20 protein-coding genes and 1 pseudogene are annotated in these 18,792 nt (G+C 65.3%); 5 read left to right on the top strand and 16 right to left on the bottom strand.

Features of this window, described 5'->3' with window-relative positions:
• Positions 1-64 precede the first annotated feature (64 nt).
• Complete coding sequence (locus ACO6D5_RS13380; protein WP_315528748.1) at positions 65-316, bottom strand: hypothetical protein; 252 nt, start codon at positions 314-316, stop codon at positions 65-67.
• Between the two features lie 204 nt (positions 317-520).
• Complete coding sequence (locus tag ACO6D5_RS13375; RefSeq protein WP_006227831.1) at positions 521-745, bottom strand: HP1242/YdcH family protein; 225 nt, start codon at positions 743-745, stop codon at positions 521-523.
• 251 nt (positions 746-996) lie between these two features.
• Between ACO6D5_RS13375 and ACO6D5_RS13370 the strand changes: the two genes are divergently transcribed.
• The gene (locus ACO6D5_RS13370; protein WP_315528750.1) at positions 997-2,145 is read left to right on the top strand and encodes a sterol desaturase family protein; all 1,149 of its coding nucleotides are present in this window, start codon (positions 997-999) and stop codon (positions 2,143-2,145) included.
• Positions 2,146-2,186: 41 nt separating this feature from the next.
• On the opposite strand, the gene ACO6D5_RS13365 is transcribed toward ACO6D5_RS13370, so the two are convergent.
• The 6 genes from ACO6D5_RS13365 to ACO6D5_RS13340 form a co-directional block, all read right to left on the bottom strand.
• Entirely contained in the window at positions 2,187-2,915 is a 729-nt protein-coding gene (locus tag ACO6D5_RS13365; RefSeq protein ID WP_485825640.1) for an anti-sigma factor, read from the bottom strand.
• Positions 2,912-3,481, bottom strand: coding sequence for a sigma-70 family RNA polymerase sigma factor (locus ACO6D5_RS13360; protein WP_485825639.1), 570 nt, complete (start codon positions 3,479-3,481; stop codon positions 2,912-2,914). Before ACO6D5_RS13360 ends, ACO6D5_RS13365 begins: the two co-directional genes overlap by 4 nt.
• Before the next feature lie 131 nt (positions 3,482-3,612).
• Complete coding sequence (locus tag ACO6D5_RS13355) at positions 3,613-4,176, bottom strand: DUF3455 domain-containing protein (RefSeq protein ID WP_485825638.1); 564 nt, start codon at positions 4,174-4,176, stop codon at positions 3,613-3,615.
• A gap of 140 nt (positions 4,177-4,316) precedes the next feature.
• Positions 4,317-4,943, bottom strand: a complete 627-nt coding sequence (ycaC, locus tag ACO6D5_RS13350) for an isochorismate family cysteine hydrolase YcaC (RefSeq protein ID WP_006227836.1) — start codon at positions 4,941-4,943, stop codon at positions 4,317-4,319.
• Positions 4,944-5,072: 129 nt separating this feature from the next.
• Positions 5,073-6,044 (bottom strand): LysR substrate-binding domain-containing protein, encoded by a 972-nt coding sequence (locus ACO6D5_RS13345; protein ID WP_485825637.1) that lies wholly within the window; start codon positions 6,042-6,044, stop codon positions 5,073-5,075.
• 108 nt (positions 6,045-6,152) lie between these two features.
• Positions 6,153-7,118, bottom strand: coding sequence for an AraC family transcriptional regulator (locus ACO6D5_RS13340; protein WP_485825636.1), 966 nt, complete (start codon positions 7,116-7,118; stop codon positions 6,153-6,155).
• Positions 7,119-7,433: 315 nt separating this feature from the next.
• Here ACO6D5_RS13340 and ACO6D5_RS13335 point away from each other — a divergent pair, with 315 nt between their 5' ends.
• Positions 7,434-8,480: an aldo/keto reductase gene (locus ACO6D5_RS13335; RefSeq protein ID WP_315528761.1), complete on the top strand. Its 1,047-nt coding sequence runs from the start codon at positions 7,434-7,436 to the stop codon at positions 8,478-8,480.
• A 12-nt stretch (positions 8,481-8,492) separates the two neighbouring features.
• On the opposite strand, the gene ACO6D5_RS13330 is transcribed toward ACO6D5_RS13335, so the two are convergent.
• Positions 8,493-9,143, bottom strand: coding sequence for a hypothetical protein (locus ACO6D5_RS13330; RefSeq protein WP_485825635.1), 651 nt, complete (start codon positions 9,141-9,143; stop codon positions 8,493-8,495).
• 90 nt (positions 9,144-9,233) lie between these two features.
• Here ACO6D5_RS13330 and ACO6D5_RS13325 point away from each other — a divergent pair, with 90 nt between their 5' ends.
• Together ACO6D5_RS13325 and ACO6D5_RS13320 are read left to right on the top strand one after the other, a co-directional pair.
• Positions 9,234-10,463 carry an SMI1/KNR4 family protein gene (locus tag ACO6D5_RS13325; protein ID WP_485825634.1) on the top strand — a complete coding sequence of 410 codons (1,230 nt, stop codon included), beginning with the start codon at positions 9,234-9,236 and terminating at the stop codon, positions 10,461-10,463.
• 31 nt (positions 10,464-10,494) lie between these two features.
• Positions 10,495-11,232: pseudogene (locus tag ACO6D5_RS13320) on the top strand (YoaK family protein); the annotation flags it as partial.
• A gap of 32 nt (positions 11,233-11,264) precedes the next feature.
• On the opposite strand, the gene ACO6D5_RS13315 reads toward ACO6D5_RS13320, so the two are convergent.
• The 3 genes from ACO6D5_RS13315 to ACO6D5_RS13305 form a co-directional block, all read right to left on the bottom strand.
• On the bottom strand, positions 11,265-12,020 hold the full coding sequence (locus ACO6D5_RS13315) for a hypothetical protein (RefSeq protein WP_485825633.1): 756 nt from the start codon (positions 12,018-12,020) through the stop codon (positions 11,265-11,267).
• A gap of 23 nt (positions 12,021-12,043) precedes the next feature.
• Positions 12,044-12,781 (bottom strand): tetratricopeptide repeat protein, encoded by a 738-nt coding sequence (locus tag ACO6D5_RS13310; protein ID WP_485825632.1) that lies wholly within the window; start codon positions 12,779-12,781, stop codon positions 12,044-12,046.
• Between the two features lie 123 nt (positions 12,782-12,904).
• Complete coding sequence (locus ACO6D5_RS13305) at positions 12,905-13,453, bottom strand: fasciclin domain-containing protein (RefSeq protein WP_485825631.1); 549 nt, start codon at positions 13,451-13,453, stop codon at positions 12,905-12,907.
• Positions 13,454-13,803: 350 nt separating this feature from the next.
• Here ACO6D5_RS13305 and ACO6D5_RS13300 point away from each other — a divergent pair, with 350 nt between their 5' ends.
• Positions 13,804-14,457, top strand: a complete 654-nt coding sequence (locus ACO6D5_RS13300; protein WP_315528768.1) for a thiopurine S-methyltransferase — start codon at positions 13,804-13,806, stop codon at positions 14,455-14,457.
• A gap of 68 nt (positions 14,458-14,525) precedes the next feature.
• Here the strand turns inward: ACO6D5_RS13300 and ACO6D5_RS13295 are convergent, their stop codons facing one another.
• From ACO6D5_RS13295 to ACO6D5_RS13280, 4 genes are read right to left on the bottom strand one after another with little or no spacing between them, the layout of a single operon-like run.
• The gene (locus ACO6D5_RS13295) at positions 14,526-15,293 is read right to left on the bottom strand and encodes an SDR family oxidoreductase (protein WP_485825630.1); all 768 of its coding nucleotides are present in this window, start codon (positions 15,291-15,293) and stop codon (positions 14,526-14,528) included.
• Positions 15,290-16,285 (bottom strand): NAD(P)H-quinone oxidoreductase, encoded by a 996-nt coding sequence (locus ACO6D5_RS13290; protein ID WP_485825629.1) that lies wholly within the window; start codon positions 16,283-16,285, stop codon positions 15,290-15,292. The genes ACO6D5_RS13295 and ACO6D5_RS13290 overlap by 4 nt, the downstream gene beginning before the upstream one ends.
• Positions 16,286-16,304: 19 nt before the next feature.
• On the bottom strand, positions 16,305-17,009 hold the full coding sequence (locus tag ACO6D5_RS13285) for an ABC transporter ATP-binding protein (protein ID WP_169271687.1): 705 nt from the start codon (positions 17,007-17,009) through the stop codon (positions 16,305-16,307).
• A complete protein-coding gene (locus tag ACO6D5_RS13280; RefSeq protein ID WP_315528772.1) occupies positions 17,002-18,783 on the bottom strand; it encodes an ABC transporter permease subunit in 1,782 nt (593 codons plus the stop codon). Before ACO6D5_RS13280 ends, ACO6D5_RS13285 begins: the two co-directional genes overlap by 8 nt.
• Positions 18,784-18,792: the final 9 nt, after the last annotated feature.

Here is an 18,792-nt window from a genome sequence, read left to right as displayed (position 1 = left end):
GAAAAACTAAATAGCCTAAACCAAGTTCAGTTCTGCTTAATGGGCCGCGTCCTGCCTGCGCCGCTTAATGCGGGCGTGCCGCAGCCAGGGAAGCATTCAATGTCTGCAATTGGGTTTGCAGGGATTCCAGCAGCATCTGGATCTGTTCGGAAGTCAGCGCGTAGACCCGCCCGCGGCTGGCTTGGTCGGGGGATTGCGCGGCTTGCGTGATGAAGTCCAGGCGGACCAGCAGCGAATCGTATTCCACGACGGGCATCATCGCCCAGCCGGTCACCGGCAAGACGGCCTCGCCTTCCTTGAAGTCTTTGTCCTGCATCTCGATGTTCCTCTTCCCGGTTTCAGGCGGTTGCCCGTGCGGGAGGGGATTTTATGTGTTCAGCTTAATGTAAGCAATGGGCGAATGCTGCTATATTCAAGCCGACGCATCCCGGCCTGCCTCCGGTTGCGGTTCCAACGGACGGCGGCGTACTTCCCATTCTGAAGCGCGAAGCACGCAACCGTCGTCAAGGGCGCGGGCGGCTCAGCCGCCGCCTTGGTCCGCTGCGCGCAGCAAACCGTACAGCTTGTCCTTCAACTGCAGCTTTTCCTTTTTCAGCACCTCGATATTGGTGCCGGAACTCGGCACGATGCCGTCTTCCATGTTCTTGATCTCCTGGTCCAGATCGTTATGACGTTGGAACAGCGCCGAGAAATGCGCATTCTCGGATTTCAGCTGGGTAATGAGTTGGCGATATTCAGGGAACATTGGGGCCTCTCTTGGATACCAGTTGACGGGACCGGTGTCGCGCCAGGCACGACGCGCATCGGCGTCAATTCCATGACACGCCAACGCCCGCGCCTTGTCAACCGCACGACCCGCCGCCACACGCCCGGCATTGACGCCACGCAAGGCGCGGCGCGGCGGTAGCAACTCTGTCGCGCATGCTCACGTTTCATTACATGGGTGTTGCCGCCCGGCGATACACTCGCTTCCCCGTGGTCAGCCATAAAAGTGACATGAAACAGCGCGTGCCTATCTATCGGCAGGTCTTTGAACTTTTCCGACAGGACGGACGTATCCACGCCGGCACAGGGATGATGAGCGGCGTGATCGCGCTCTTCCTGGCCATCCTGTCGGTGCTGGGCGTGCTGGCCTTCCATTTCCCGGCCTATCTGACCACGCCGGAGCTGCGTGCGTTCTATTCCGTGGACGCGATGCGCACCTTGCTCTTCGGCGCCCTGCTCATCTCGGGTTCGATCGCGCTGGCCAATACCGTGTTGGGCCGCCAGCGCTGGCTGAACATCACCGCCTTCGTGCTCGTCTGCTGCGCCGTGGCGGCCGGCGGCAGCCAGGTCGTGGTGACGACGACCAATACCGGCAATCACCCCTATCTGGGCCTGGACTGGTTCATCCTGGACCTGCTGGCCTCCAGCACGGTCTTCATCATTTTCGAGAAGCTCACGCCGCTCTATCCGGGCCAGCCGGTGTTCCGCGGCGAGTGGCAGGTGGACATGAAGCACTTCCTGTTCAACCACCTGTCGGTGGGTGCGGTGCTGCTGTGCATCAACTTCTTCATCCACCGCCTGTTTTCCTGGGCGGCATACGAGCCCCTGCAAGCCGCGATCCAGTCCATGCCGTATTTGCTGGAGCTGTTCGTGGCGGTGCTGGTTGCCGACCTGGCGCAGTACGCGGCGCACCGGGTGTATCACGAGGTGCCGGTCATGTGGCGCTTCCATGCGGTGCATCACAGCACGCGCACGCTGGACTGGCTGGCCGGCTCGCGCCTGCATATCGTTGAATTGCTGATCACGCGTGTCGCCGTGCTGGGCGTGCTGTTCGTGCTGGGCTTTTCGAAGTCGGTGCTGGACGCCTACATCATCATCGTCGGTTTCCAGGCGGTGTTGATCCATTCGAACGTGAAGCTGCCGTGGGGGTGGCTGCGCTACATCATCGTGACGCCTGATTTCCACCACTGGCACCACTCGTCGGACACGGAAGCGATCGACAAGAACTACGCCGCGCATTTCTCGTTCATCGACTATATCTTCGGCACCGCCGTGCGCGGCGTCGGCAAGCGCCTGCCAGAGAACTACGGCATCCTGGACAACGACATGCCGGGTTCCTTCCTGGCGCAGCAGGCGTATCCCTTCCAGCGCAAGAAGTAAGCCGCTCGCCTGTCCGGGCCGCTGCGCCCGGACGGCGCCTTCTACAGCATCTTGACCGCGCGCCCGATGAACTGGATGGGTCCCGTGGGCTTGCCGATCGGCGAACCGGTCTTGGGTTCCAGCGTCAGCTCGAAGAGCTGGTTGGGTTCCAGCGGCGGCAGCTTGTCCAACGGGATGCGAACTGCCTCGCCAGGTTTGATCAGGCCCAATGACACAGGGCCGGCCCAACCGTCGGCCTTGGTCCAGAACTCCAGTGCGCGGTCCGCCGGGACTTCAGTGGCGGCGAGCGGCACCAGTTGCACGGCGTTCTGGCCGGCCTGGGCCTGCACCACCCAGCCCGGCGCCTGCGATTGCGGCGCCACCAGCACCACGACGTATTGCGCGGCGCCCGGAGCAGGCGCGGGCCGCAGCGCCAGCGTGCTGCCCAGGATCAGCACTGCGGCCATGCCGCCGGCGGCCAGGCTGCGCCAGAAGAACAGGCTATCCCAAAGGCCGGGCGCAGGCCGGTCGGCCAAGGGTTTGCGTTGGGGGCTTTCCGCGTCAAGCGTGCGGGTGATGCGCGGCCAAAGACTGGCTGACGGTTCCAGGGGCGCAGACAGGTTCGCAAGCGGCAGCAGCCGCTCTTCCCAGCGTGCGATGGCGGTGCGCAACGCCGCGTCGTGCGGCAGACGGGCCTGAACATCGCGGCGCGCCTGGGCCGACAAGGTGCCCAGCACATATTCGCCCGCCAGTTCGTCCAGGCTGTCGGGGGATTCTTGGGGGGCGGTCATGCCAGGCACTCCTTGAGCGCTTGCAGGCTGCGCTTGATCCAGGCTTTGACGGTGCCCAGCGGCGCCCCCAGGCGTTGGGCGATCTCGCTGTGCGACAACCCTTCCACATACGCGTGCAGTACGCAGTTGCGGCGCACGGGTTCCAATTGTTCCAGGCACGGGCCGATCTGGCCGGCACTGGCGCGCCAATCGAAGGCGTCGCGCGTGTCGTGCCAGGCTTCGATGGCGTCGCGGGCGTCCAGGGCGGCGGCCGCCTCTTCATCGACGCCGGTCTCGCGCGCCGTGTCGCGCAGCGCGTTCAGCGCCAGGTTGCGGGTGATGCTGTAGACCCAGCCGCGCCCCGATCCGCGGGATGCGTCGAAGCTGCCCGCCTGGTTCCAGATCCTGACGAAAGCGTCATGCACGATGTCCTCGGCCCACGTGCGGTCGCGCAGCAGTCGTTGGGCCACGCCAAGCAGGCGCGGGCCTTCTTGCCGGTAAAGGGCTTCCAGCGCCGGGCGGCGGCCGGCGGCGCACTCCTTGATCGCAGCGTCGTAATCGAAATCCGGGGCCAGGCGATTCGGCATGCGAGAGCGGGAGCGGGAAGTGGGCGGCCGTGCGGAAAAGGTACGCACGGTGGTCGGTTGCGCCATCTTACCGGACTCCCCTTGACGCCGCCCGTGCCTGCCGCCGCATGCGGCCGGCCCGGGCGGGGCTTTTAGTTCGCCTTCCAGAAGATGTAGTCGGCCTGGTATTGCACCTGGCTCTTCTGGCCCAGCGTGGCCGGCGTGCAAGGCGTCTTCGGCGCCACGCCGCCCTTGAGCGCCACGCGCTGGATATACGTCACGCCCGTCAGCGCGCCGGCTCCCTCGGCGGGGTTGGCCTTCACCAGTTGAAAGGGCAGGTGGCCGTCGCCCGATGGCGCAACCGCCACTTGCGTGCCGGTCAGCTTGGACCCGTCCATGGCTTCCCAGGTGGCCGGGGGGCCGTAGTAGGTGCCTACCTGCTTGCCCTGGCGGTCGTTCAAGACCGCCTTGGGGCCGGCGAAGACCCATTCGGTCTGGCTCTTCATGTCCGCCTTGGCGCGGCATTCATAGGTGATTTCACCCACGCCTACGGTTTCCCAGGCTACCTTGTTGCCCGCGGGCACTCGGACGCTTGCGGGAAGGTCGGTCTGCGAATAGGCCATGGACTTGGCGCTCATCGAGCCGCAAGCGGCCAGGAGCGACACGGCGAACAGGCCGGCAACGGTGGGAATGCGATTCGGACGTTGGGTCTTCATGAGTGGTCTCCAGCGGCAGGAAAGTGCCTGTAGACGACGCGCCCGATGCGCGCCGGTACAGGTACTACACGCGGGAGACCCAATCGGATGCAGGCCGGATGCAATTATTTTGCGTCCGGCCTGTGGGGGAAGGGGCGTGATTACTTGGCGGACCGGTTGGCCGAGTAGGAGGCCATCAGGTTGCGGTAGTCGGGGATGTGGTTGGCGAACAGCGTGCCCAGACCCTCGACGTCATTGCGCCAGTCGCGATGCAGTTCGCATGCCACGCCGAACCACGACATCAATTGCGCGCCGGCCTGCTCCATGCGGCTCCAGGCGGCGTTGCGGGTGACTTCGTTGAACGTGCCCGAAGCATCGGTCACGACGAACACGTCGAAGCCTTCTTCCAGCGCCGACAGGGCGGGGAAGGCGACGCACACTTCAGTGACCACGCCGGCGATGATCAGTTGCTTCTTGCCGGTAGCCTTGACGGCCTTTACGAAGTCTTCGTTGTCCCAGGCGTTGATGTTGCCGGGGCGGGCGATATAGGGCGCCTTGGGGAACTTGTCTTTCAATTCCTGGACCAGCGGGCCGTTGGGGCCGTCTTCGAAGCTGGTGGTCAGGATCGTGGGCAGCTTGAAGTATTCAGCCAGATCGGCCAGGGCCAGCACGTTGTTCTTGAACTGGTCGGGTTGGAAATCGCGCACCAGGGAAAGCAGGCCGGCCTGGTGGTCCACCAGCAGGACGGCGGCTTCGTTCTTGTCCAGTTTCACATAGGGTTTGGTCATGGTTTGCTCCGTTATGTCGTCAGGTCGTGGTGCGCGGGATTGGCGCGGGGTTGAACACGTGAGTGCATGAACAGAATTCTAAATACAAGCCAATAACCCCGGTAGACGGAGTTTTCGCGCCTCAGCGTTCTATAAATCGGACGATGCGAGGCCGCTTTTCAGAAAGGGGATGCCGTGGCGTTGCTGGGTCTCGTATTCGCGTCGGGCGCTTTCACGGTACTCCGCATTCATGAAATCCAGAAGCTCGCGCACGGCGGGCAACAAGCCCCGACGCGACGGGAATACGGCATGGACGGCGCCCGGCTCCGGATACCAGGGCGCGCCGACCGGCACCAGCGTGCCCGCATCCAGTTCGTCGCGGATCATCATCAGGGGCAGGGCCGCTACGCCCACGCCGCGCAGCGTGGCTTGCTTGAGCGCCAGCATGTCGTCCGTGACCAGCCGGGGGGTGAACGGCACGTTCTGCCGGGCGCCGTCAGGGCCGTCCAGGCGCCATTGGCATTCGCGCTGCTCAGTGCCCAGCGCCAGCGTGGGCAGCTGGCTGATCTGGCTGACGTCGGCGCCCGCGGGCAGCGTGCGCGCCAGCGCCGGGCTGGCCACGAGGCTCTGGCAACTGATGCCCAGGTGCTTCATCACCAGGTCGCTGCTTTCGATGGGGCCGAACCGCACGCGCACCGCCAGGTCGAACCCCTCGCGCAGCACGTCGACCGGGCGCGAAAAGCTTTTCAGGTACACGTGCACCTTGGGGCACTTTTCCATGAAGCGCGCCACGACATCGCCCAGGAAGTAATAGATCAGCGCGGGCGGCGCGCTCATGCGGATCGTGCCTTGCGGCTCGGCGTGGGTGCGGTCGATGACGTCCTGCGCGGCTTCGGCGCCGGCCAGCATCGACAGGCACTGGTCGAAGTATTCCTGGCCCAGTTCGGTCACGGCGAAGGTGCGGGTCGACCGCTGGATCAGGCGCACGCCCAGGCGGTCTTCAAGCAGGGCGATGCGGCGGCTGAGGCGGGACTTGGGGATGTCCAGGGCGCGCCCGGCCGGCGCAAAACCGCCGTTCCTGACGACCTGGACAAAGTAATAGAGATCATTCAAGTCGTGCATGGACTTTCCGCTGTTCTGAAAATGGGATACAGCGGGGAGCATATAACGCCCGCTACGTCCCCAGGCGGAAAGCCTGCGCGCGGCGCCGGTTGCCGACGCCCTGCCGGATCAGGCCGGCGCGCCGACTGATTCTTCTTTCCAGCGCTGCTTGTCGCGCAGCGGTGGCGTGCCGAACAGGCGGCTGTATTCGCGGCTGAATTGCGACGAACTTTCATAGCCCACGGCGTGCGCGGCCAACGCCACGCCGGCATCGTCGCTCAGCATCAGGCGGCGGGCTTCCTGCAATCGAAGGTGCTTCTGGTATTGCAGCGGGCTCATCGCGGTGGCCTGCTTGAAGTGGTGATGCAGCGACGACACGCTCATGTGCACGTCGCGCGCGATCTCCTCCACGCGCAGCGGCTGGGCGTAGTTGTCGCGCAGGATGCGGATGGCCTTGGCCACGCGGTTGAGCTGGCTGTCCTGCAGCACCGTTTGGCGCAGCACCACGCCCTGGCCATTCATCAGCAGGCGGTAGAGCAGTTCGCGCTTGACCATGGGCGCCAGGATGGGGATGTCGCGCGGGGTGTCCAGCAGCCTCAGCAGCCGCAGCACGACGTCCAGCAGCGACCCGCCCAGCGGATTGACGCACAGCGCGCGCGACGCTTCGGCCGGCAGCAGTGGTGGGAGGTTCTCGTCGCTGATCAGTTCGGCGATCTCTTCCGGGTTCAGGTCCAGGCGCAGGCCCAGATACGGCAGGGTCGGACTGGCGACCGACACCTTGGCCACCACGGGCAGATCCACCGATGAAATCAGGTAGTGGAAGGGGTCGTACTCATAGGACTCGTCGCCGATCAAGAGGCGCTTGGACCCTTGGGCAATGACCGCCAGCGCCGCTTTCTGCAAACCGGGTTTGGCGCCGGTGGGCTGCGACAAGCGGTGCAGGTACAAGCCCTCGATAGGCGTGTCCAGCGAGCCTTCCAAGTGCCCCGTCATCCGGTCCAGCGTGCAGAGCAGCTCGCGGCGCGCCGGCTCGTAAGCGATGTCCAGGGAGGCGGCGTTCGCGAAATCTCCGGGTGCAGCGGTAGTAATAGGCATGGAGGCTCCTGAAAGCGTGCCGCCCGCGCGGGCGACCGGCGGAGCAGAGGATTAAGCGGGCTCCAGTGTATGCCCAGCAACGGCGGGCTGGACAGTCGCCATATCGGGGTGTGGAGAAATGGGCAAAAAGATTGGAGGATCGGGCGCATGCCTGATCCTCTGCCGCACCTGCCAGAGAATCAGGCAAAAAAGGGGCAGGATCAAGCAGCGCGCGGGCGGCCTTCCGGACGCATACTGTCTTCACCCCGGCAAGCCAGCGTCCGGCGCCCCATCCCGGGGTGCGCAGGCCGGCTGCCCCCCAGAAGGAGTGCAATCATGCGGTACAAGAAATTCGGCAGCACCGGCCTGTTCGTCTCGGAACTCTGCCTGGGCACCATGACGTTCGGCGGCGAAGGCGAGCTGTGGAGCAAGATCGGCGACCTGCAGCAAGAGGACGCCAACCGCCTGGTGGGCCGGGCATTGGATGCGGGCGTCAATTTCATCGACACGGCGGACGTGTATTCCGAGGGGCGGTCGGAAATGATCACCGGGCAGGCGTTGCGCGACCTGAAGGTGGCGCGCGATGAGGTCGTCATCGCTACCAAGGTCTTTGGCCAGACTGGCGCCGGCGTGAATGCGCGCGGTAATTCCCGCTCGCACATCCTGGACAGCGTCAAGAAAAGCCTGTCGCGTTTGCAGCTGGACCATATCGACCTCTACCAGATCCATGGGTTCGACCCGGCCACGCCGGTCGAGGAAACCGTGCGCGCCCTGGACAACCTGGTGCAGCACGGCCACGTGCGCTACGTGGGCGTCTCCAACTGGGCCGCCTGGCAGATCATGAAGGCGCTGGGCATCGCCGAGCGCCTGGGGCTGGCGCGGTTCGAATCGCTGCAGGCCTATTACACGATCGCGGGCCGCGACCTGGAACGCGAACTGGTCCCCATGTTGCAAAGCGAAGGGGTGGGCCTGATGGTGTGGAGCCCGCTGGCCGGCGGCCTGCTCAGCGGCAAGTATGGACGCGACGGCTCGGCCGAAGCCGGTAGCCGCCGTGCCGCGTTCGACTTCCCGCCCGTCGACCGCGACCGCGCCTATGACAGCATCGACGTCCTGAAAACGGTGGCCGACGCGCGCGGCGTGTCGGTGGCGCAGGTGGCCTTGGCCTGGCTGCTGCACCAGCAGGTGGTAACCAGCGTCATCATCGGCGCCAAGCGCGTCGATCAGCTGGACGACAACCTGGCGGCCACCGGCATCACCCTGACGCAGGACGAACTGGCCGCGCTGGACAAGGTCAGTGCGCTGCCGCCCGAATATCCCGGCTGGATGCATGTGCGCCAAGGCGAATTCCGGCGCAAGCAACTGGCCGAATCGGGCGCGGCGTAAGCGCGGCGGCGTTCAGGGCTGGACCAGGGACCAGGCGTCGACAAACGTCTCCAGGTCCAGCGGCCGCATCTGCGGGTTGCCGGCCTTGAACAGGCCGGCGAAGCTCAAGTCGTTCATCGCGCCGTTGAATCCCCCGTACGAGGCCTTGCCCCAGGGCCGCTGCTGATAGACGGCCAAGGGGCTGTCCAGATCGCGGGCGATGCCGGCGATGGCCGCGCGCAATTGCGCCCTGAGCGCGTCGGGCGCGTCGGCGGCCAAGGCCACCAGCAGCTTGCCGCCAAATTGCATCGGCGTGGCAAGGGCCACGGCGCAGGGGGGCGACACCGAGACGTAGCAGTCCGGCGCTTCATTGTCTTTTTCGCATTGGGTCCAGGACGGCGCCCAGGCTTCCGAGCCAATGAACGTCCAAGGCGCCGCGTCCGGCGCGTCATGCGTCCATTTTCGGTGGGATACCTCGTTCCAGGCGAGTCTGCCGAATTTGGCGCTTTTCCTTGTGTGCTTGTCGATCTGCACGCAGCGCACCGCCGCCTTGCCGCGCGCGGAAACGGTAAAGGGCGCAAGCGCCTGCGCGATGGGAAGCCAGACGTCGGTGGACCAGGGGCGGGCCGACTCGGCGCCCGTCAGCACCAGATAGACGTCATACGTTTTCGTGTGGAAAGCCAAGGGCAACCTCTGTGCGGCATCTGCGGCCGGCAATCTTATCGCGCAAGGGCGCTAGTAGAATCTCTGCAGCCGCAACTCCGAAGATTCCCCATGAGCGACTTCTTTTCCCCCGATGAATCGCGGGCGCTGCGCGAGCATGGCATTGCCCTGTTCGCGGATCGCGTCCTGATCGCCGTGCAGCCTCCCTTGGCCGAGACGCGCATCGCAGAAATCGAAGCGGCGTGCGCCGGCCCGTTGCCGGACGCGCTGCGCGACTTGTGGCGCCTGACCGCGGGCGGCGAGCTGGCCTACGATCTGCGCGCGAAAATGGACGGCAATGAAGAGGCGCTGAGCTGGGCCGAATTGTTCTATGACGGCAGCGACCACTACCGCGATCTGGCAGGATGGATCGAACACGAACAAGCGTGCGCCGAAGAGGCCGCCGACGAAGACGGGGAGACCTGGAACGGCAAGCTGCGCTATCTGCCGATCGGCGGTTTCGAGTATTGCGACCGCATCTATGTCGCCGTCGAACCGGGCCCGAGCGCAGGCAGCATCGTGGCGTGGAAGAAGGGCTTGCCGGGCTGGACCCATGCCTTGCAGCAGGACGGCATCGCGAGGATAGCGCCGGACCTGCACGCGGCATTCGCCGCGCTATGCCTTGAGACGGACCCGGAACAAGACGAGGACAGCCCCGGCGTGCGCGTGCTGGAGTATCTGGACGAGCGGGTCTCGGACCACGGCATGCCGCAGGCCCTGGCGGATAAAGTGATGGCGTTCTACCTGCGTGCGCGGGTGGACTGGCGCGGCCCGCTGGCGGCCGGCACGCTGCTGGCGTCGCCGCATCTGGCCGGCTTGGCATTGCAACATGCGCTAGCCCACGATGATGCCGCGCTGGTGCAGCAATTGGCCGGGCAGGGCATGTCTTTTGATTTGCCGCTGCGCGGCAGCGCCAAGCCGGTTGAGGTCGCGCTGATGCACCATGCCTACGCGGCGGCCGACGCCTTGCTGCAGGCCGGCGCCCCCGTCAGCCCCACGGCGATCCATCGCCTGGATCGCAAGCCGTCGCCCGGATTGGTTCAAGGCCTGCTCGCCCACGGCGCCGTCGCCGACGCGTTGGGCGTGGCGCGCTGCGTGGCCTGCGGATCGCCCGAGGCCGCGCGCCTGATTGCCCAGGCCTGCGGAGTAGGCATAGACGCCGCCTACGCCGAGGTGCGGGATTCCATGGCCAACAGCTACCAGGAAGACCTGCGTCGCGTGCGAGCGGGCAAACTGGGCCATTATCTAGGGGCCGAGGGCCTGGCCGAGCGCGTCGCCAACCTTCGGGAGTTCTCGCTGTGACGTTCAACGTTCTTGTTTTGAAGGGACTAGCGTGGCCATTCCGTATTTGCGGCGGTTGACGGCCGTCAGCCGCAGCCCGCAAGCCAACAGGCATCTTGCCTACTTCCTGACTTTCACCGCCGGTGCGGTCAATGCCGGCGGTTTCCTGGCCGTTCAGCAGTACACCTCGCACATGTCGGGCATCGTCTCGATGATGGCCGACCACATGGCGTTGGGCGGCATGATCGTGGTGCTGCAGGGCGTGGCCGCCTTGCTTTCCTTCCTGGCCGGCGCGGCCAGCTCCGCCTTCCTGATCAATTTCGGCCGGCGTTCCCACCTGGCCAGCGAATACGCCCTGCCGCTGTTGCTCGAAGCCATGCTGTTGCTGGCCTTCGGGCTGCTGGGCGCCAACCTGGAGACCTTGCGCTGGTTCTACGTGCCGGGCACGGTCATGCTGCTGTGCTACATCATGGGCCTGCAGAACGCGATGATCACCAAGGTGTCGCGGTCCGAGATCCGCACGACGCACGTGACGGGCATGGTGACCGACATCGGCATTGAACTGGGCAAGCTGTTTTACTGGAATGTGGCCAAAGGCGATGCCCAGACCATGCCGCCCGTGCGCGCCGACCGCGCGAAGCTGACCGTGCTGAGCCTGATGGTGACGCTGTTCTTCGTGGGAGGCGTGACGGGCGCCTATTCGTTCTTCCACTTCGGCTTCGGGTCCACCTGGCCATTGGCGTTGCTGTTGACCCTGCTGGCGGTGGTGCCGATCGCGGATGACATTCGCAGCTTCATCCACCGCGCCTAGCCACCGGGGCGCTATTGCTTCGCTTTGCTTGCGGCGGAGTGACCCAAAAACACTTGCAGCGCCGCCAGCGTTTCGTAGTGCAGCCGTTTCAGCCTGGCGTCCCGGGCGGGGTCGATCACGGCATAGCCCTTGCCGTCCACCGGATAGGGCTCGCCCAGCAGGCGGGCCATGTCGATCTGGTAATGGCTGGCATCGCCATAGGGCCGTTTGCCGTCGATGTACGGCATCGGCCAGAATCGTTCGCCTTCGCGCAGCACGGCCTGCAGCGACTTCGCATCCACCTCGCGCCAGACCGCTGCCCGCAGCAACGTCAGATGCGCCTGTTTCAGTGTGAACCCGCCTTGCGCGTCGACACCGCTTTCCGGGAAGTCGAACGCCTCTTTCATTTCAGCCGGCACGGCGTAACGTCCGGGCCGCAGCGTGCCAAGGGATCCCACGTAACGCGGCAGCAGACGGCACACTTCAGCCAGGCGGCGGATGGCGAGCGCGTCGTCCGTGGTCCTGAGCGTTTTGCATGCGATGGCCAGCGTGTCGGCGCCGCCCAGCAGCGGTTGCTCGAAATCGACGGTGGGGGCGCCGGATTCGACGGGCATCCACAGCACGCGCAACAGACGTACCAGGGCCGCATGCTGGCCGGTGTAGGCGAGCGCTGCGGATGGCGCCGCATAGACCTGACGGATGATCGCGTCGCGTTCCGGCGAGGCAATGGCGTGCAGCGGGCCAACGGTCAGGCCGGCCATGGCCAGCAGCAGCGTACGGCGTGTCATCGGATTTCCAGGCATGGGGGCGCTCACTTCGGCATGCTGTTCAATTCGGATTCCGCGAGCGGGTAGCCGGGTTGCAGGCGCAGCGCCTCTTCATAAGACAAGCGCGCGTCGCTTAAACGGCCAAGGCGGCGCTGCAGGTTGCCCATATTGGTCAGGATCAGCGCGCTGGCGGGTTTGGCGGCGACGGCCTTCTGATAGGCCGAAAGCGCTTGCGCTTCGCGGTCCATGGCATCCAGCAGCGAGGCCTGCAGGTTGTAGCCGATGCTCCAGTCGGGAAAGCGCCGGGTCAGCTCCTGCGTGGTGGCCAACGCGTTGGGCAGATCGGACCGTTCGGCCTGCGCGCCGGCCTTGTTGATGTAGGCCCACTTATTGTCGGGATTGAGTTTGATGGACTGGTCGATCAAATCCTGCGCGGCGGCGGCATTGCCTTGCTGGCCTTGCAGCTTGCCCAGGAACAGCAGGACATCCGCATTGCGCGGGTCCATGCGGGCCATCTCTTCGCCCAGGCGTTGCGCCTGCTGGCGGTCGCCCGCGCGCAATGCCGCGGACACTTGCGCGTTCAATTCCTGCATGGCGGGCGGCAACTGTTGAATGCGCGCGCGCAAGGCCTCGTTGTCGGCCTGCAGTTCGGTTTGATAGGCATGGTCCAGCTGCGAGGCCGACTGCGACCGGGCGCCCGACGGCGCCAGGGTCAACGCCAGCGCAAGCAGCGGCGAACACAGCACGATGGACGGCAAACGGCGGCGCAAGGTCGCAAGCATGAGGCGGGCGGTTCCGGATGGAGTGGAAACAAATCAGGCTCCCTACGATACCGGAACCGCGGCCGGCGGCAAAAAAGCCCGGCATCCGAGCCGGGCTTTTGCACTGGCGGTTAGCCGTGGCAATCACTTCGGCATCAGCACCGTATCGATGACGTGGATCACCCCGTTGGACTGGTAGACGTCGTAGGTGCTGATGGTGGACATGCCGCCTTTTTCGTCCTTCAAGGTCAGGTTGTGCTTGCCGTTCATCATCACCCACAGCTTGCCGCCGCTGGCGGTGGCCAGTTCGGCGGAGCCGCCGCCCTTCTTGACCTTGGCGGCCAGCGCGTCGAAGTCGAGCTTTCCGGGCACGACGTGATAAGTCAGGATCTTCGTCAGCGTCGCCTTGTTTTCAGGCTTGACCAGGGTATCGACCGTGCCGGCCGGCAGCTTGCCGAACGCGGCGTTGGTTGGCGCGAAGACCGTGAACGGGCCCTTGCCTTGCAACGTGTCCACCAGGCCGGCGGCCTTTACCGCTGCGACCAGCGTGGTGTGGTCCGCGGAATTCACCGCATTGGCCACGATGTTCTTCGAGGGCATCATCGCCTGTCCGCCGACCATGACATCGGCGGCATACGTGGGCGACAGGGTCAGGGCGGAGCAGGCGATGGCAATAGAGGCTAGCAATTTCATGACGATCTCCTTTTGTGTGGCCGTCATGAGCAGATACGGGGCTGGCCCGCGATTGGATGCGCTTTTTCTCTAGGTGTAAACCCGGATCGAATGGCGTCGCGCCCGGCGCGGGCTGAAACGGAACCGGGCGCCGGCCCCGTCGGCGGAACGCCGTGCCGCCGCTGCGCACGCCGCGACCGCCCGTCGGCTTGCCCGGTTCGGGGCACTACAATGCCGGGCACCGGATTGCGCGGAATCAAGCGCGCCGGCGGCGATACCCGCTACGCTGGGTGCGCCAAGGCGTCCGGGCCCCGGCCGGCCCGGTACAAGCGATGAGCTTGCAACCGAAATACAGGAGGAGCAGACAAGGTATGGACGCAGAATTCTGGTTGGAACGCTGGCGCGAAGGGCGCACGCACTTTCATCAAACCCGGATCACACCGCTCTTGCAGAAGTACTGGCCCACGCTGGCCGTGCCGAAGGGTGGACGGGTGTTGGTGCCGCTTGCCGGAAAGTCGCTGGACATGGTCTGGCTGGCGGCGCAGGGCCACGCGGTGTTGGGGGTCGAACTCTCCCAGCTCGCGGTGGACCAGTTCTTCGAAGAGAATGAGCTTCGACCCGCCACGCACGAATCCGTTTACGGCAAGCACTACGTGTCGGGCAACATCGAGATCATCTGCGGCGATATCTTCAAACTGGATGCGCAGGTGCTGTCGCACTGCGTGGGCGTCTATGACCGCGCGGCGCTGGTCGCCCTGCCCGAGGCCATGCGCGCCGAGTATGTGCGCCATGTCTACGGACAATTGTCGCCCGCCTGCCGCGGCCTGCTGATCACGCTGGACTACCCGCAGGAAGAAATGGCCGGGCCGCCGTTCTCGGTGGTGGACAGCGAAGTCCAGGCGATCTTCGCAGGCGTTGCGCCCGCGGTGATCATCGACCGCCGCGACATCCTGGACAAGGAACCCAAGTTCCAGGGGGCAGGCGTCAGCCGTCTCGACACCGTGGTCTACCGCCTGGGCGTGTAGGGTGGGGGCAGCGCGCGGGGTGTCGGCAAGAACGCGATCGTCCCGCGCGCGCAACCCATCACCCGGCGTCAGGTCATCAGCCACCCACCGGCCACGTCCAGGACCTGGCCGGTGACGAACCTGGCCTGATCGGACGCGAAGAACAGGCAGGCGTCGGCGACTTCCTCAGGCGTGCCCAGCCGGCGTAGCGCGGTCACCTGGGCCACGGCGTCATTGATCGCTTTCGGCACGCTTTTCAGCAGCGGCGTACTGATGCGGCCCGGCGCCAGCGCATTCACCGTCACGTTGTATTCACCCAGTTCCGCCGCCCAATGCCGGGTCAGGCCAATCAGGCCGGCCTTGGTGGCCGCGTAGTGCGCCGCCACGATGTCGCAGTAGGCCTTGCCGGCTACCGACGACATGTTGATCACGCGTCCCTGGCGCTGCTTGACCATGTGGGGCGTCGCCAGGTGCGTCATGTAGAACACGCTGTTCAGGTTCACCGACACCACGTTGTCCCATTCTCCGGGCGCCATCTCCCAGACCTTCAGCGCGCGGCCGTCCGTCTTGGGCGAGATGCCGACGTTGTTCACCAGGATCGTGGCTGCGCCCAGTTCGGACGTGATGCGGTCGTAAGCCGCCTGGCATTGGTCGTAATGCGCCACATCGGCGTGCACGAACGCGACCTGGTGGCCATGCTTGCGCAGTTCCTTCTCGAACGCCTGGCCCGCCTGCGAATTGAAGTCGACGAGGCCGACCCGGCCGCCTTCGGCGAGGAATCCCTCGACGATGGCCGAGCCGATGCCGCCTACCGCGCCGGTGACGATCGCGACCTGGTCCTGGAAACGGCCGCTCATGCCTGTACCTTCAGCATGATCTTGCCGATGTGCTTGCTGCTTTCCATCAACGCATGCGCCTGAGCCGCTTCGGCCAGCGGGAACACTTCATGGATCAACGGCAGGCATTGCCCCTGCTCCATGAGCGGCACGACCTTGCTGGCCAGCGACTTAGCGATGTCGCCCTTGTCCTCGTCCGAGCGCGGGCGCAGCGTCGAACCGGTGAATTGCAGCCGCTTGATCATGATGGGCAGCGCGTCGATCTCGGCCTTGCTGCCCTCCAGAAAGGCGATCTGAACCAGCCGGCCATTCACGGCCAGCAGGCGGATGTTCTTGTTGATATAGGCGCCGCCCACCATGTCCAGGATCACGTCCACGCCGGCGCCGCCGGTGGCCTGGCGGACCTCGGCCTCGAAGTCCGCATCCCGGTACAGCACGGCGTGATGCGCGCCGGCCTTCAGGCAGGCATCCGCCTTGGCCTGGTTGCCGACCGTGGTCCAGACTTCGGCGCCGAAGGCGCGGGCCAGCTGGATGGCCGTCAGGCCAATGCCGCTGGACCCGCCATGCACCAGGAATTTTTCGCCGGGCGACAAGCGGGCGCGGTCGAATACGTTGGTCCAGACCGTGAAGTAGTTTTCGGGGATGGCGGCCGCGGACAGCAGGTCCATGCCGCGCGGCACGGGCAGGCAGTGGCGTTCGTCGGCCAGGCAATACTGAGCGTAGCCGCCACCCGGCGTCAGCGCGCACACGGCGTCGCCGGCCTTCCAGGCGGTGACGTCCGGGCCGACGGCGAGGATGGTGCCGGAGACTTCCAGCCCCAGATAGGGGGAAGCGCCCGGCGGCGGCGGATACGAGCCGGAGCGTTGCAGCACGTCCGGGCGGTTGACGCCGGCGTAGGCCACTTCGATCAATACTTGCCGGCCGGTGGGGGGCGCCATGTCGCGCTCGGCGATCTGCATGCAGTCGGGGGCGCCCCCTTTGCCGTGGTCGATGAATGTGCAGCGTAAGGTCATAAGAATGGGGTCCTGGTCATCAATGGCCCAGATAGGCCTTTTTCACGTGGGGGTCGCTAAGCAGTTCGGCGCCGGTGCCGGTGCGCACGATGGCGCCGTTCTCCAGCACGTAGCCGCGGTCGGCCAGCCGCAGGGTGCGGAACACGTTCTGCTCCACCAGCAGCACCGTCACCCCGTGCGAGGTAACGTCGCGGATGATGTCGAACATTTGCTGCACCAGCAGCGGCGACAGGCCTAACGAGGGTTCGTCGAACACCAGCAGCTTCGGGTCCGCCATCATGCCGCGGGCGATAGCCACCATCTGTTGTTCGCCGCCGGACAGCGAGCCGGCGTACTGCGACAGCCGTTCCTTCACGCGCGGGAAGATGCGCAGCACCTCGTCCAGCTTGCGCTGCACGATGGGGCGCGCGGCGCGCTTGTAGGAACCCATCAGCAGATTGTCGCGCACGGTGAAGTGCGGGAACAGCTGGCGGCCTTCGGGAATCATGGTGATCCCGGCGTCCACGATGTCATAGGGGTTGCGGTTGGTCAGGTCCTGGCCTTCGAATTCGACCTTGCCCTGCATGGCGGGGATGACTCCGCACAGGGTTTTCAGCGTCGTCGTCTTGCCCGCGCCGTTGGCGCCGATCAGAGTGACGATCTCGCCCGCATTGACCTCGAAGTTCAGGCCGTTCAGCACCTGGCTCTTGCCATAGCCCGACGACAGATTCGTCACCTTAAGCATCCTGATACTCCTTGCCCAAATAGGCTTCGATGACGGCCGGGTTCTCGACCACGTCCTTCGGCGCGCCGCTGACCAGCACCGCCCCTTCGTTCAGGACGATGATGCGGTCGGACAGCGCCATGGTGGCCTGCATCATGTGTTCGATCAGCAGCACCGACACGCCCGAGTCGCGGATGCGCCGGATCATCTGGATGGACTTCTCGATGTCGGTGGGGTTCAGCCCCGCCATCACTTCGTCCAGCAGCAGGATGCGCGGCTTGATGGCCAGCGCCCGGGCGATTTCCAGCCGCTTCATGCCGCCGACCGTCAGGCTGCGCGCTTCGGTGTTCAGGTACTTGACGAGGTCCGTCTGCTCGGCCACCTTCAGTGCGATCTGCTCGGCCTCGTCTCGGCTGGAAGTGCGGATGAAGGCGCCCAGCATGATGTTCTCAAGCACCGTCAGGCCGGTGAACGGCTTGGCGATCTGGAACGTGCGGCCCAGCCCCTTGTGCGCGTACTCGTCCGGCGTCCTGCATGTGACCCAGTTGCCGTCCGCGTCCAGCATCGAGATGCCGCCCTTGTCCGGCGACAGGAAGCCCGACAGCAGATTGAAAACCGTGGTCTTGCCGGCGCCGTTCGGTCCGATCATGCCCAGGATCTCGTTCTGATTCAGCGTCAGCGACACGTCGTTGGTGGCGCGCAGGCCGCCAAAACTCTTGAACAGCTTGTCGGCTTTCAGCACCGGCTGCTCGGAACGCGTGGCATTGTGGAGCCGCAGCTCGTCGGCCAGCTTGAGCTTCTTGCGGGGCGAACCCAGATAGGGCAGGCGCGCCAGGCCGCGCTCGATGGCAGGGCCGAACGCGCCGGCCAGGCCGCGCGGTATGGTCAGCACCACGGCCACCAGGATCAGGCCGTAGATCAGCCCGTGCATGCCGTTGCCCACGCTGGACAGCCAGCCGCGCGCGAGTTCCGCGATCGGCAGCACCAGGAAGGTGCCCGCGATCGGGCCCGCCACGGTGCCCAGGCCGCCGATCAGCGCGAACATGGCGACCTGGATCGACAGCTCCAGCGAGAACGCCGAACTGGGGTCCACGAAGGTCAGGTAGGTGATGTGGAAGGTGCCGATGATGCTGGTCAGCATGGCTGACACGACCGCGGCGATGATCTTGACGCGCACCGTGGGGATGCCCACGGCTAGCGCCGCGTCTTCGCGTTCGCGGATGGCGATCAGGTAATGGCCGATGCGCGACTTGCGGATGTACCAGGACACCCAGGTCACGAACACGAACAACCCGAACGCGATGATCACGTAGTTGAGTTTTTCGCGGAACACGATCCACGCCCAACCGATGTTCAGCGGCAGGCTGATGCCGCTGGAGCCGCCCGTCCAGCTTTCTTCGTGGATGACCAGCAGCCGCACCACTTCCAGGATGGCGATGGTGGCCAGCGCGAAGAATGGGCCGCGCAGGCGCAGTGTGGGATAGCTGATCAGGATGGCGACGCCGGCCGAGATGGCGGCGCCGGCCAGCATGCCGAACCACGGCGAAATGCCGAAGTTCTGCGTCAGCAGCGTCGCGGTGTAGCCGCCGATGCCGTAGAAGACCGCGTGGCCCAGCGACAGCTGGCCCGCGTAGCCGCCCACGATGTTCCACGCGACGGACAAGGACGAAAAGACGAACAGCAGGACGAAAAGGTTGGTCCAGAAGGGCGTGCCCATGACGGCGGGCACGATGAACATGACGATCAGCAGAATCAGGCTGACGTAGGCTTTGGGGCTTCTAAAGTCGGGAAACACGTCTCGCTC

The sequence above is a fragment of the Achromobacter sp. genome, from assembly GCF_057314935.1.
This window is presented reverse-complemented; position numbering and strand designations above follow the sequence as displayed.

What these genes read in the sequence shown, in the direction of transcription:
- ACO6D5_RS13380 (WP_315528748.1), bottom strand. Translation starts at nt 316, where the DNA reads ATGCAGGACAAAGACTTCAAGGAAGGCGAGGCCGTCTTGCCGGTGACC.
- ACO6D5_RS13375 (WP_006227831.1), bottom strand. Translation starts at nt 745, where the DNA reads ATGTTCCCTGAATATCGCCAACTCATTACCCAGCTGAAATCCGAGAAT.
- ACO6D5_RS13370 (WP_315528750.1), top strand. Translation starts at nt 997, where the DNA reads ATGAAACAGCGCGTGCCTATCTATCGGCAGGTCTTTGAACTTTTCCGA.
- ACO6D5_RS13365 (WP_485825640.1), bottom strand. Translation starts at nt 2,915, where the DNA reads ATGACCGCCCCCCAAGAATCCCCCGACAGCCTGGACGAACTGGCGGGC.
- ACO6D5_RS13360 (WP_485825639.1), bottom strand. Translation starts at nt 3,481, where the DNA reads ATGCCGAATCGCCTGGCCCCGGATTTCGATTACGACGCTGCGATCAAG.
- ACO6D5_RS13355 (WP_485825638.1), bottom strand. Translation starts at nt 4,176, where the DNA reads ATGAAGACCCAACGTCCGAATCGCATTCCCACCGTTGCCGGCCTGTTC.
- ycaC (WP_006227836.1), bottom strand. Translation starts at nt 4,943, where the DNA reads ATGACCAAACCCTATGTGAAACTGGACAAGAACGAAGCCGCCGTCCTG.
- ACO6D5_RS13345 (WP_485825637.1), bottom strand. Translation starts at nt 6,044, where the DNA reads ATGCACGACTTGAATGATCTCTATTACTTTGTCCAGGTCGTCAGGAAC.
- ACO6D5_RS13340 (WP_485825636.1), bottom strand. Translation starts at nt 7,118, where the DNA reads ATGCCTATTACTACCGCTGCACCCGGAGATTTCGCGAACGCCGCCTCC.
- ACO6D5_RS13335 (WP_315528761.1), top strand. Translation starts at nt 7,434, where the DNA reads ATGCGGTACAAGAAATTCGGCAGCACCGGCCTGTTCGTCTCGGAACTC.
- ACO6D5_RS13325 (WP_485825634.1), top strand. Translation starts at nt 9,234, where the DNA reads ATGAGCGACTTCTTTTCCCCCGATGAATCGCGGGCGCTGCGCGAGCAT.
- ACO6D5_RS13315 (WP_485825633.1), bottom strand. Translation starts at nt 12,020, where the DNA reads ATGACACGCCGTACGCTGCTGCTGGCCATGGCCGGCCTGACCGTTGGC.
- ACO6D5_RS13310 (WP_485825632.1), bottom strand. Translation starts at nt 12,781, where the DNA reads ATGCTTGCGACCTTGCGCCGCCGTTTGCCGTCCATCGTGCTGTGTTCG.
- ACO6D5_RS13305 (WP_485825631.1), bottom strand. Translation starts at nt 13,453, where the DNA reads ATGAAATTGCTAGCCTCTATTGCCATCGCCTGCTCCGCCCTGACCCTG.
- ACO6D5_RS13300 (WP_315528768.1), top strand. Translation starts at nt 13,804, where the DNA reads ATGGACGCAGAATTCTGGTTGGAACGCTGGCGCGAAGGGCGCACGCAC.
- ACO6D5_RS13295 (WP_485825630.1), bottom strand. Translation starts at nt 15,293, where the DNA reads ATGAGCGGCCGTTTCCAGGACCAGGTCGCGATCGTCACCGGCGCGGTA.
- ACO6D5_RS13290 (WP_485825629.1), bottom strand. Translation starts at nt 16,285, where the DNA reads ATGACCTTACGCTGCACATTCATCGACCACGGCAAAGGGGGCGCCCCC.
- ACO6D5_RS13285 (WP_169271687.1), bottom strand. Translation starts at nt 17,009, where the DNA reads ATGCTTAAGGTGACGAATCTGTCGTCGGGCTATGGCAAGAGCCAGGTG.